Source organism: uncultured Bacteroides sp., assembly GCF_902491285.1.
Lineage (GTDB): Bacteria > Bacteroidota > Bacteroidia > Bacteroidales > Bacteroidaceae > Bacteroides.
Genome location: NZ_CABUHK010000061.1, coordinates 24,270 through 35,652 on the forward strand (window position 1 = coordinate 24,270; position 11,383 = coordinate 35,652).

General features: G+C 42.8%; 12 protein-coding genes. 5 read left to right on the plus strand and 7 right to left on the minus strand.

From position 1 onward, the window contains the following. Positions 1 to 102 precede the first annotated feature (102 nt). Both RDN93_RS15225 and RDN93_RS15230 read left to right on the plus strand, forming a co-directional pair. Positions 103 to 1,137 carry an alcohol dehydrogenase gene (locus RDN93_RS15225; protein WP_308746308.1) on the plus strand — a complete coding sequence of 345 codons (1,035 nt, stop codon included), beginning with the start codon at positions 103 to 105 and terminating at the stop codon, positions 1,135 to 1,137. 54 nt (positions 1,138 to 1,191) lie between these two features. Continuing rightward, positions 1,192 to 1,998 (plus strand): RNA methyltransferase, encoded by an 807-nt coding sequence (locus tag RDN93_RS15230; RefSeq protein ID WP_308746309.1) that lies wholly within the window; start codon positions 1,192 to 1,194, stop codon positions 1,996 to 1,998. Positions 1,999 to 2,080: 82 nt separating this feature from the next. Here the strand turns inward: RDN93_RS15230 and RDN93_RS15235 are convergent, their stop codons facing one another. Together RDN93_RS15235 and mnmE are read right to left on the minus strand one after the other, a co-directional pair. Beyond that, positions 2,081 to 2,494 carry a secondary thiamine-phosphate synthase enzyme YjbQ gene (locus RDN93_RS15235; RefSeq protein WP_308746310.1) on the minus strand — a complete coding sequence of 138 codons (414 nt, stop codon included), beginning with the start codon at positions 2,492 to 2,494 and terminating at the stop codon, positions 2,081 to 2,083. Between the two features lie 84 nt (positions 2,495 to 2,578). After that, a complete protein-coding gene (gene mnmE / locus RDN93_RS15240) occupies positions 2,579 to 3,976 on the minus strand; it encodes a tRNA uridine-5-carboxymethylaminomethyl(34) synthesis GTPase MnmE (protein ID WP_308746311.1) in 1,398 nt (465 codons plus the stop codon). A 166-nt stretch (positions 3,977 to 4,142) separates the two neighbouring features. Here mnmE and RDN93_RS15245 point away from each other — a divergent pair, with 166 nt between their 5' ends. Continuing rightward, on the plus strand, positions 4,143 to 4,802 hold the full coding sequence (locus RDN93_RS15245; RefSeq protein WP_308746312.1) for an NAD(P)-dependent oxidoreductase: 660 nt from the start codon (positions 4,143 to 4,145) through the stop codon (positions 4,800 to 4,802). 143 nt (positions 4,803 to 4,945) lie between these two features. On the opposite strand, the gene RDN93_RS15250 is transcribed toward RDN93_RS15245, so the two are convergent. The 4 genes from RDN93_RS15250 to RDN93_RS15265 form a co-directional block, all read right to left on the minus strand. Then, entirely contained in the window at positions 4,946 to 5,824 is an 879-nt protein-coding gene (locus tag RDN93_RS15250) for a nucleoside phosphorylase (RefSeq protein WP_303876019.1), read from the minus strand. Positions 5,825 to 5,982: 158 nt separating this feature from the next. Then, positions 5,983 to 6,984 carry a flotillin-like protein FloA gene (floA, locus tag RDN93_RS15255; RefSeq protein ID WP_308746313.1) on the minus strand — a complete coding sequence of 334 codons (1,002 nt, stop codon included), beginning with the start codon at positions 6,982 to 6,984 and terminating at the stop codon, positions 5,983 to 5,985. Between the two features lie 22 nt (positions 6,985 to 7,006). Then, positions 7,007 to 7,477 carry an NfeD family protein gene (locus RDN93_RS15260; RefSeq protein WP_308746314.1) on the minus strand — a complete coding sequence of 157 codons (471 nt, stop codon included), beginning with the start codon at positions 7,475 to 7,477 and terminating at the stop codon, positions 7,007 to 7,009. Between the two features lie 17 nt (positions 7,478 to 7,494). Continuing rightward, positions 7,495 to 8,916, minus strand: a complete 1,422-nt coding sequence (locus RDN93_RS15265; RefSeq protein ID WP_308746315.1) for a tetratricopeptide repeat protein — start codon at positions 8,914 to 8,916, stop codon at positions 7,495 to 7,497. Positions 8,917 to 9,100: 184 nt separating this feature from the next. On the opposite strand from RDN93_RS15265, the gene RDN93_RS15270 reads away from it, so the two are divergent. After that, a complete protein-coding gene (locus tag RDN93_RS15270) occupies positions 9,101 to 9,847 on the plus strand; it encodes an ATP-binding protein (protein ID WP_308746316.1) in 747 nt (248 codons plus the stop codon). 24 nt (positions 9,848 to 9,871) lie between these two features. Beyond that, positions 9,872 to 10,243 carry a DMT family protein gene (locus RDN93_RS15275; protein WP_121766208.1) on the plus strand — a complete coding sequence of 124 codons (372 nt, stop codon included), beginning with the start codon at positions 9,872 to 9,874 and terminating at the stop codon, positions 10,241 to 10,243. A 66-nt stretch (positions 10,244 to 10,309) separates the two neighbouring features. Here RDN93_RS15275 and RDN93_RS15280 read toward each other — a convergent pair whose 3' ends face one another. Beyond that, positions 10,310 to 11,236 (minus strand): tyrosine-type recombinase/integrase, encoded by a 927-nt coding sequence (locus RDN93_RS15280; protein WP_308746317.1) that lies wholly within the window; start codon positions 11,234 to 11,236, stop codon positions 10,310 to 10,312. Positions 11,237 to 11,383: the final 147 nt, after the last annotated feature.

An 11,383-nucleotide genomic window follows, 5' to 3' on the forward strand; every position in this document is an offset into this window, starting at 1 on the left:
GATTTCGTTTCATGTAATCGAATGTGATATAAGGTCTGTGTTTCCTGATGAAATCATTATCTTTGCAAGGGAATAGAACTATTAATTAACAAAGAGGATATAATGCTTACATACACATACGTTGAACACGGAAAATTTGAATTACGGGAGAAGCCGAAACCGGAAATAATAGATTCACGGGATGCAATCGTGCGAGTGACTCTTGGCAGTATTTGTACCAGTGACCTTCATATCAAGCACGGCAGTGTGCCGCGTGCCATACCCGGAACGACAGTCGGGCATGAGATGGTAGGTATTGTAGAAGAGGTAGGGGCTGATGTCACCTCTGTCAAGCCCGGAGATAGGGTAACAGTGAATGTCGAAACTTTCTGCGGAGAGTGTTTCTTTTGCAAGCGGGGATATGTCAACAACTGTACTGACCCAAATGGCGGTTGGGCTTTGGGTTGCCGCATTGACGGCGGTCAGGCAGAATATGTCAGAGTTCCTTATGCTGACCAGGGACTGAACCGTATTCCTGATACAGTCAGTGACGAACAGGCTTTGTTTGTGGGTGATGTGCTTGCGACAGGCTTTTGGGCGGCCCGTATCTCAGAGATTTCCGAAGATGATACTGTGCTTATTATTGGTGCCGGGCCTACCGGAATCTGTACTTTATTGTGTGTGATGTTGAAGAAACCGCGGCGTATCATTGTCTGCGAAAAGTCTCCTGAAAGAATCCGGTTCGTACGTGAACATTATCCTGACGTATTGGTAGTGGAACCTGAAAACTGCAAGGATTTTGTGATTCAAAACAGTGAGCATGGTGGTGCTGATGTTGTTTTGGAGGTGGCTGGCAGTGAGGATACTTTTCGCTTGGCGTGGGAATGTGCCCGTCCCAATGCTATTGTGACTATTGTAGCTCTTTATGACGAGCCGCAACTGCTCCCTTTGCCTGATATGTATGGCAAGAACTTAATTTTTAAAACTGGCGGAGTCGACGGTTGTGACTGTGCGGAGATTCTAAATCTGATTGCAGAAGGCAAGATAGATACTACTCCTCTTATTACGCACAGATTTCCACTCCATGAAATAGAGGAAGCCTATCGTGTCTTTGAGAACAGACTGGATGGCGTCATTAAGGTAGCTATTTATAAATGACCTGTTCAGTGAATGAAATGCTCATATGTTTAATCGAAAGTAATAAATAATTGTATGCCTATTATCGAAATATCATCTTTATCTCATCCCGGAGTTGAAGTATTCAGTACTCTTACTGAAATACAGTTACGTAATCGCATCGAACCTGATAAGGGTATTTTTATCGTAGAAAGTCCAAAGGTTATCAAGAGGGCTTTGGATGCCGGTTATGAACCTTTGGCTATTTTGTGTGAACAGAAACATATTACCGGCGACGCCGCTGATATTATTGAACGTTGTAGTGATCTGCCTGTCTATACGGGTAGCAGAGAATTACTTGCTGAGCTAACCGGCTATGTTCTGACACGTGGTGTGCTTTGTGCCATGCGTCGTCCTATGCCACGTAGTATGGAAGAAGTATGTCGGGAAGCCCGGCGTATTGTTGTAATCGAAAGTGTTGTCGATGCAACCAATATCGGCGCTATTTTCCGTTCGGCTGCTGCCCTTGGAATTGATGCCGTATTACTGACACGCAATTCTTGTGAACCGTTAAACCGTCGTGCGGTCAGAGTATCTATGGGAAGTGTGTTTTTTGTACCATGGACTTGGATGGATGACTCTCTTTCTGAACTAAAGAATTTGGGCTTTCGTACGGCTGCTATGGCACTCACGGACAATTCTATTTCTATTGATAATCCTGTCTTAGCGAATGAATCAAAATTGGCTATCATAATGGGCAACGAAGGGGACGGACTTTCGTACGATACGATTGCTGAGGCTGACTATGTAGTCCGTATCCCTATGGCGCATGGCGTTGATTCGCTCAATGTAGCTGCTGCGGCGGCTGTTGCTTTTTGGCAACTTCGTGTTCCGCAATCCTGAGATGAGTACATTACAAACTTATCTTTATTTGCTGATAACATAAATTGCCACTATAACAAAATAGGATAGCAATTCAAAATTGCTATTCTCCACTAATGGTGGCTACGATTCGTCGATTACCACCATAATCCCGGAATTCACAGAGATAGATGCCTTGCCAAGTTCCGAGATTCAGCTTTCCGTTTGTGATGGGGACTGTAATCGACGTGCCTATGATTGAACTTTTTGCATGAGCCGGCATATCGTCATCTCCCTCTAAGGTATGTTGGTAATATGGTTCACGTTCTTTCACCAAGTGGTTGAAAATGCTTTCCATATCGACGCGAACATCAGGGTCGGCATTTTCGTTGATACTCAATCCGGCAGAAGTATGTTTGATAAACAAATGCAATAATCCGACTTTGGGTAATGGTGGCAGATTACGTAATATTTCTCCGGTTATAAGATGAAAGCCACGTCTGCGTGACTGTAATTCAAATTCTACTTGTTTCCACATATTATTAGTTCTATATTTCAGGAACTGTACTTGTCGTCATATATTGATTGATAAGTAAAAATACGATTGATGCCAGATAAGGTTCTACTTACCGATGCAAAAATGTTGAAAAATATTCTGAAGTACCATATCATTCGTAACTTCCCCCGCAATATCCGAAATGAAGAAAATGCACTCACGTATATCCTGCGAAAGAAAATCACCTGATATATGCATATCCAGTCCATTCTGTACTCTATGAATAGCATCCAAAGCTTTGCTTAAAGCTTCGAAATGTCTTACATTTGTTACGATTATATCATTCTGGGTAACCGTAGGTAAATGCGCAGCATCAATAAGCATTTTTTGTAACTCGCTAGTATTCCCTCTCTGCTTTGCTGAAATAAAAATATGCTCTGTGGATTCTTTTGGGAAATCCTTTAATAAAGCTGATAAATCTTCTTTTTGATTTTCTTCAATTAAATCAGCCTTGTTGAACACAACAATTAAACGTTTTCCTTCACAACGTGGAACTATCTTTTCTGATAACAGTTCAATCTGCGATGCAGCATTCACGGAATCTACCATCCAAAGAACGATTTCTGCCTGATTCAGCTTTTGGAATGTGCGCTCAATACCCAAGCTTTCAATTGTGTCGTTTGTTTCCCGGATACCGGCAGTATCAATGAATCGGAACGTAATTCCACCGATGTTAATCGTATCTTCAATTACATCACGAGTTGTTCCGTGAATATCGCTGACGATAGCCTTGTCTTCATTCAATAAAACATTCAACAACGTAGATTTTCCTGCATTCGTTTCACCGATGATAGCTACGGGGACGCCATTCTTGATGGCATTGCCTACGCTAAAAGAATGAACCAGGCGGGAGATGACCAACTCTATTTCATCAGCTAATTTCCGCAATGCCGAACGGTCGGCAAATTCAACATCTTCCTCGCTGAAATCCAGTTCCAGTTCAATCATAGAGGTGAAGTTCAATAGCTTGTTGCGTAAGTCAGTCAGTTCCTTGCTGAAGCCACCACGCATTTGGCTCATTGCCAGTCGGTGAGTAGCAGCGGATGAAGACGCAATCAAGTCCGCCACAGCTTCTGCCTGACTTAAATCCATCTTGCCATTGAGGAATGCACGCTGCGTATATTCCCCCGGTTGAGCGATGCGGCAACCATTCTTGATAAGCAGTTGCATCACCTGTTGGAGAATATAAGAAGAACCATGACAAGTGATTTCCGTACAGTCTTCACCTGTATATGAATGAGGAGCACGGAAAAGACTGACTAGTACTTCGTCGATAATCTCCTCCCCATCGTAGATATGACCGAAAGTCAAAGTATATGGCTTCTGCTCACAGAGCCGTTTCTCGGCTTTTGCCGGTTTGAAGATAAGGCTGGTGATGGAAATAGCTTCCGGACCGGAAACACGGATGCTTCCGATAGCACCGCCCTGGGCGGTAGCAATAGCACAGATAGTATCTTGGTTCATTGTATTTCTTTTTGGATGGTGCAAAGATAGTTGTTTCTGAGTAAAAAATAGAATGAAAGGGAGGGTAGAATCTTATATTGGTTGATTAAATATCCAAAAGCAAAGCAACATTCCGGTTGTTGTAGTGTTGTTAGAGCAGTAATAACATCCTAAAAATTGTTGGAATATGAAGAAAGTAAAGAAGGTTGTCCTCATAGGCGCAAGCGGGTTTGTGGGTTCGGCTATACTGAATGAAGCTTTGAACCGCGGCTTTGAAGTGACCGCCGTGGTTCGTCATCCTGAAAAGATAAAGATAGAAAATGAGAACCTGAAAGTCGTGAAGGCAGACGTGTCTTCGCTCGACGAGGTGGCGGAGGTTTGTAAAGGAGCGGACGCCGTAATCAGCGCATTCAATCCGGGATGGAATAATCCCAATATATATGATGAGACTATCAAAGTTTATCTGACTATTATTGACGGAGTGAAGAAGGCGGGGATTAACCGTTTTCTGATGGTCGGTGGTGCCGGTTCCTTATTCATTGCTCCGGGATTGCGGTTGATGGATTCCGGCGAGGTACCCGAAAATATTTTGCCCGGAGTGAAAGCGTTGGGAGAATTTTATCTGAACTTTCTGAAGAAAGAAAAGGAGATAGACTGGGTGTTTTTCTCTCCGGCAGCGGACATGAGATCGGGAGTGCGTACCGGGCGTTATCGTCTTGGCAAAGATGATATGATTGTGGATATCGTAGGGAATAGCCATATTTCCGTAGAAGATTATGCTGCTGCAATGATTGATGAACTGGAGAATCCGAAACATCATCAGGAAAGATTCACGATTGGCTATTGATGAAAAGGATATTATCTATAAAGTTTAGGTGCGGATTACGTGAAATTCACAGTTCTGATTTAAATAAAACTGTGGTACTCCATGTAATCCGTGCCTGAATTAAAGCCGGAAGAGACTTTTTTCTCCCCCCTCATTTTGTTTTTTTAGATTCTGTCAAGAACAGTCTTAATCAATGTATCAATCGTATTCTTATATCCGGTATTGGCTTCTTTAATCAGTCGGTTGGCAATCACCATACAGACAGTCATTGCCTTATGTCCCATCAACCGGCTAAGTCCTGCCAAAGCCGAACTCTCCATCTCGAAGTTGGTAATCTTGAAGCCTTTGTATTCGAATGCTTCAATCTTGTCATTTTGTTTCGGGTCTGCCAATGGTACACGAAGCTCACGTCCCTGCGGCCCGAAGAAACCACCAGCGGCAATCGTCACACCGCGTACCATGTCATCTTTGGCAATCCGGTCAATCAGTTCCTCGCTGGCATCAATCACATAAGGAGCGGGAGCGCACATATTTCCCGACCAACCCATATGATTGAGAAAAGCACGCTCAAACGGCAAGTCACATACCGCGTTGCGTCCGGCATAGAAATTCAATAACCCGTCGAAGCCGATAGACTTTTGCGAGCAAACGAATGTACCCACCGGAGTATTAGGCTGCAAGCCGCCACACGTGCCGATGCGCACTAATTCCAACTGGCGGAATTGTTCCTTTTCTTCCCGTGTGTTAAAGTCGATGTTGGCGAGAGCGTCCAGTTCATTCATCACGATGTCGATATTATCGCACCCGATTCCCGTAGAAACTACGGTAATCCGTTTTCCTTTATACGTGCCCGTGATCGTTTTGAATTCGCGGCTTTCCACTTCACATTCTTTGTTTTCGAAATGAGAAGCTACGAGTGCTACACGTCCGGGGTCGCCTACCAGAATAACTTTGTCTGCCAGCCATTCAGGCTTTACGTGAAGATGGAATACCGAACCGTCTTCGTTGATAATCAATTCAGAGGATGGAAAGTACTTTTTCATGTTATTGAAAGGTTTTAGTTTTACAATATGATTGTATCTGTAAATAGAAACGCCGGAACCGGATTTAAGTTCAGAAGAAGCATCCTTCTTTTTTCCGTAGGGGAAGGAGGATACGTCTTGAAACTGAAATGAAACCGGGTTCCGGCGTTTACAGTAACTTATTTACTCAATGGCTGATTGCCCGTATTGCCGGTTGCCGGTTTGGCAATAGTTTCGCGCATTGAAGTGTCAGCCTCGATATTCTTCATCCGGTAATAATCCATGATACCCAGATTGCCGCTGCGGAATGCCTCTGCCATTGCTTTGGGGACTTCCGCTTCCGCTTCGATAACTTTCGCGCGGGCTTCCTGCGCTTTCGCCTTCATTTCCTGTTCGGAAGCGACAGCCATTGCACGGCGTTCCTCAGCTTTCGCCTGAGCGATATTTTTGTCCGCATTAGCCTGGTCAATCTGCAAAGCGGCACCGATATTCTTACCTATGTCGATGTCCGCGATGTCAATAGACAGAATCTCGAAAGCGGTTCCTGCATCCAATCCCTTGCGGAGTACAAGCTTGGAGATAGAGTCCGGGTTTTCGAGTACTGACTTATGATTTTCAGAAGAACCGATGGACGAAACGATGCCTTCGCCTACACGGGCAAGAATCGTATCTTCACCTGCACCACCAACCAACTGCTTGATGCTGGCACGTACCGTTACACGAGCCTTGGCTATCAACTGGATACCATCTTTCGCTACAGCCGTAACGGGCGGAGTGTCGATAACTTTCGGGTTCACGGACATTTGTACAGCTTCAAAAACGTCACGTCCGGCAAGGTCGATGGCTGTTGCCATCTGGAATGATAATTCGATATTTGCTTTCGATGCGGACACTAAGGCATGAACTACCTTTTCCACGTGCCCTCCCGCCAGGTAATGGGCTTCCAGTTCGTCACGTGTGATGTTTTTCAATCCGGCTTTATGAGCTTCAATCATTCCTGGCACGATGATATACGGCGGAACGTTACGGATACGCATCAGGAACAGTTGTATCAACGAGATGTTGACACCCGATACTTTGGCCGACAACCAGAGGAAGAACGGCACGTAATGGAAGAACAGTATTAAGAAAATAATACCTCCCGCTATCAAGAAGATAGGTAAATAAAGAGATTGATCCATTGATAATTGTATTAAGTGAATATTATTTTTTGTGTTTCTCAACCATGATTGTGCCCTCGGTGATGCGGCTTACGATAATCGGTGTCTTTTCATTGAGGAATCCGTCTATTGACTTGACTTCCACAATCTTGCCGTTAATTTCTGCATAACCGATTTGTGCGAGGCGGGTAGTGCTGATGCCTGTGTCGCCGACTTTCACACTTTGCTCTGCGCTGCGGTCTACTTTCGAGTCGATATCCTTTTTCAATGCCAGCTTGTCCAGCATTTTCGACCGCATAAACCATACTAGCGACCCTATGCAGGCGGCAGCCGATATCCCCAAAGTGACAAACCCTCCTGCCATTCCTATATTGGCAAATGCATAGTAGTTAGCATAAAGAATGCAAACCAATGCAGAAATTCCGGCCAGGCTGATGCCCGGGATGACGAACAGTTCTACCAGAAACAGTATGACTGCGGCAATGATGAGAACGGCGATAATGAGTATATCCATAGTTTGGTGTTATTAATTTATTTAGTTTTTTCAGCGTTACGTACATTGATTTCAAGTGCGTCCAGTTCGCCCGACATTTGCAATACGCGTTTCTCCAGGTCGAGGATGGCAGGAGCCATTCTTTCCTTTCCCTGTTTGTTGCTTGTAGAATATTGCTGGCGCAGGCTCTTCAACTTTTCCTCCTGTTGCTGATAGTCTTTTTCCATCTGCTGGTAGCGTTGGAAAAGCTGTTTGGCTTTGGCGGATTTAAAGTCATTCATCAGATAATAAGTTGTGTTATCATCAATGACAAATTCAAAGTCGACGACACGACGTTCTTTCGGCTTATGGCTGATAGCGGCTTCCAAACGCTGCAATGCTTCGGCGACTGCCTGTTTGTCCTTCCAAGTCTCTTTCAATGAATGGATTTGTGCCAGACGGATGATTTGTTCCTGATCCATCGCTTCGTAGTTGTAAGTCTGTTTTGAATTATTCGGGATGAATACATAGATACAGACTTTCCCTTCCGGTTGGAAGCGGTCGGAAGCAAACCAACCCAAGTTGTTATATTCGTCGATGACATACATATAATCATTGTATGGAGAATTGAACGGCATACCCACATTTTCCGGTACGAGATAAGTGTCGTTGTTCGTGTTGTAGCGGGTGACGAAAATATCATATCCACCCAACCCTTCACCGTCACTTGCATAATAAATGGTAATGCCGTCCGACATTACATACGGATAATTGGCATTGCCGGAAGCGTTGATGCTGCCGGGGAGCGGACGCCCGTTACTCCATTCGTTCAGCAACTTATTCTTTGAGAATATATCTAAATTTCCTCTTTCGCCCTTCTCGCTGTAATAGATTTTATTTCCGATTTCAGTTTCGTAGACAGTTCCTTCATGATTTCCTTCTGTTTGAAAGAAATCGTTGAACGTGAATAGCTTACCCGATTCTTCGCTGATTTTATAAGCATTCAGAAAAGTTGCTTTATCTACAACGAAGCTGTCGATAATGCAAACGTTCTCTACGCCTTTCAGCATGCGCAGGTCGGCCTTACTCTTTTCTAACAACTCCTCAGCTTCTTCTGTCGGTCTTTTGCGCTTCTTCAGGTCGGCGATGTATTCTTCAAAACATTCTACCGCGTCTTCAAAGCGATAAGTTTCATTGTAAGCCTGCCCCAAGTATAGCTGGCCGCTGGCAACGCGTTTCTTTACTGCCATTTCGAGCGGTTTTACCGCTTCCTCGGCTTCTCCGGTTTTCAGGCAACATACGCCGTACCAATAATTATAATTTCCGTTGGAAGGTTGGGATTTTGCATACTTTTTGAATACAGGCTTGGCTTTTTCATAATCACCTTTTGTAAATAAGGTGCGTGCCTGTTCCAGTGTTTGCGCAGAAACTTCACAAAGGAAGAGACTACAAAATAAAAATAGAATATATTTCCCTTTCATCGTTATTTATCGTTTATAAGTGACGGATTGTTTGAAAGTACTGCTACTTCCGGGCATCTGTCAATTTTTCAATTGTTCAAAAGTACAAATTTATTAGAAATAAACCCTTTTTCAGAGATTCTATTATGTTAATTCTTCTTTAAATCATTCTTTTCGCTTACTTTTGCAGCCGATTTTTGAAGATATGGCACAATTTACAGAAGAAGAGAAAACCATTCGCCGCATTGATAGACGGTTCAACAAAGGAGTGGTGCAATATGGGCTGATAGAAGAAGGGGATAAAATCCTTATCGGACTGTCGGGTGGGAAAGATTCGTTGGCGCTTGTAGAACTGTTGGGCAAACGCGCACGTATCTACAAGCCTCGTTTCTCTGTCGTTGCCGTCCATGTAGTGATGAAAAATATTCCTTATCAAAGCGATACAGAGTATCTGAAAGCGCATTGTGAAGCATACGGAGTACCTTTTCTCCAATACGAAACTTCATTTGACCCCTCTACGGATACACGCAAGTCTCCCTGTTTCCTTTGTTCGTGGAATCGTCGGAAAGCCTTGTTTACGGTTGCCAAGGAACAAGGGTGCAATAAAATTGCTTTGGGGCATCATATGGATGATATTCTGGAAACATTGCTGATGAATATCACTTATCAGGGTGCGTTCAGCACTATGCCGCCCCGGTTGGTGATGAAGAAGTTTGATATGACAATCATCCGTCCGATGTGCATGGTTCACGAATCGGATTTAATAGAATTGGCAGCTTTGCGTGACTATCGGAAACAGGTGAAGAATTGTCCTTACGAATCGCAATCCAGCCGGAGTGATATGAAAGGTGTTTTGCGTCAACTGGAAGCGATGAACCCGGAAGCCCGCTATAGCCTTTGGGGAAGCATGACGAATGTACAGGAAGAATTATTACCGGATAAAATAGATTGAATAGATAAATTTGAATAGATTGTTATGAAAGGGATATATACAATTTTGTTGCTCATCGTGTCTAATGTTTTTATGACATTTGCCTGGTACGGACATCTGAAAATGAAACAGGAATATAGCTGGTTCGCCGCTCTTCCGTTGATAGGTGTGATTGCTTTCAGTTGGGCGATTGCTTTCTTTGAGTATTCATGTCAAATACCGGCGAACCGTATCGGATTTATCGGCAACGGTGGCCCTTTTTCATTGATGCAATTGAAGGTTATCCAGGAAGTGATAACGCTTGTTATCTTTACAGTGTTCACAACTGTATTTTTCAAGGGTGAAGCGTTGCATTGGAATCATTTGGCGGCGTTCGTTTGTTTGATTGCGGCGGTGTATTTTGTGTTTATGAAATAAAATCTTCTAAGGAATATAAGATTATAGGATAAGTGCTATACTTTGTTAGCCTTATCCTATTTTTAATTACTTGATAGATTTAAAAACCTTATCAATACACCGTTTCTTTTGCTCCATGTTTGGATGAACATAGAGATTTAATGTAGTGGTGATATCTGAATGTCCAAGTATTACACTTACAGTTTTGTAGTCGCAGTTGCTTTCAATACAACGTGTAGCGAAGCTGTGACGTAGTCCGTGAAATTTCAGCGGGGGAATATTGAGTTGTTCCATCATTCGTTTATAATAGTTGCGATAGGTGCGTGGTTCGGTTGGTTTCTCTTCATTAGTAAGTACATAGAACTTGCCGTTTACGATTTTTTTCAATGGGCGTAGCATCTTTAATAATTCCCTGTTCATAGGAATATCACGAATTGAATTCTGAGTTTTAGGTGTGCCGATAATGATTTCCGTATGTCTTTTCTCACCATCCAATATGTAAATTCGTTCAATGGTTTTTCGAATACATATTACTCCATTGACAATATCTACATCATCCCAAGTCAGTGCGCAGATTTCACCTATTCTCATTCCTGTGGTCAGACAAATATAGATGCCTAAATTTCGGAAAGTGAAGTGTTCACTTATATACTGCAATATTGCTTTGTGATTAGCGATGTTGAGTACATTTAGTTGTTTGTTTTCCTGTGGTGTCGGGAATTTGATGCACCAATCCTGATGGGACAACATACCAAGTTTTACTCCAAACTTCATTACCATTTTTAGTACAATGAGTATATCCTTTACACTTTTTGCGCTTAGTCCTTTCTGAAGTTTCTGTAAGACAAACTCTTGTACTTCGTTTTCGAGTAACTCATACTTATTTCCAAACATAGGAAGTATGTGATTTTCTAAGATTAGGGCATACGCTGAATATGTTGAGCTTTTCACATATTTACGTTTGTCTTCTTTCCACATAATGGTAATTTCTTTAATTGTTTTCTTTGCTGTCATGCTTTCATAATTTAAATAGATTAATATTCTTGTAAGATAAGGATTAAGGACTTTATGAAGGGATATTTCCTTTTTTGTTTTTGATTTTTTAGATGTTCCAAATTTGAGATTCCCGGAGTTTAAGGGGGAATGGAAATTGAATATACT

What these genes read in the sequence shown, in the direction of transcription:
- RDN93_RS15225 (WP_308746308.1), top strand. Translation starts at nt 103, where the DNA reads ATGCTTACATACACATACGTTGAACACGGAAAATTTGAATTACGGGAG.
- RDN93_RS15230 (WP_308746309.1), top strand. Translation starts at nt 1,192, where the DNA reads ATGCCTATTATCGAAATATCATCTTTATCTCATCCCGGAGTTGAAGTA.
- RDN93_RS15235 (WP_308746310.1), bottom strand. Translation starts at nt 2,494, where the DNA reads ATGTGGAAACAAGTAGAATTTGAATTACAGTCACGCAGACGTGGCTTT.
- mnmE (WP_308746311.1), bottom strand. Translation starts at nt 3,976, where the DNA reads ATGAACCAAGATACTATCTGTGCTATTGCTACCGCCCAGGGCGGTGCT.
- RDN93_RS15245 (WP_308746312.1), top strand. Translation starts at nt 4,143, where the DNA reads ATGAAGAAAGTAAAGAAGGTTGTCCTCATAGGCGCAAGCGGGTTTGTG.
- RDN93_RS15250 (WP_303876019.1), bottom strand. Translation starts at nt 5,824, where the DNA reads ATGAAAAAGTACTTTCCATCCTCTGAATTGATTATCAACGAAGACGGT.
- floA (WP_308746313.1), bottom strand. Translation starts at nt 6,984, where the DNA reads ATGGATCAATCTCTTTATTTACCTATCTTCTTGATAGCGGGAGGTATT.
- RDN93_RS15260 (WP_308746314.1), bottom strand. Translation starts at nt 7,477, where the DNA reads ATGGATATACTCATTATCGCCGTTCTCATCATTGCCGCAGTCATACTG.
- RDN93_RS15265 (WP_308746315.1), bottom strand. Translation starts at nt 8,916, where the DNA reads ATGAAAGGGAAATATATTCTATTTTTATTTTGTAGTCTCTTCCTTTGT.
- RDN93_RS15270 (WP_308746316.1), top strand. Translation starts at nt 9,101, where the DNA reads ATGGCACAATTTACAGAAGAAGAGAAAACCATTCGCCGCATTGATAGA.
- RDN93_RS15275 (WP_121766208.1), top strand. Translation starts at nt 9,872, where the DNA reads ATGAAAGGGATATATACAATTTTGTTGCTCATCGTGTCTAATGTTTTT.
- RDN93_RS15280 (WP_308746317.1), bottom strand. Translation starts at nt 11,236, where the DNA reads ATGACAGCAAAGAAAACAATTAAAGAAATTACCATTATGTGGAAAGAA.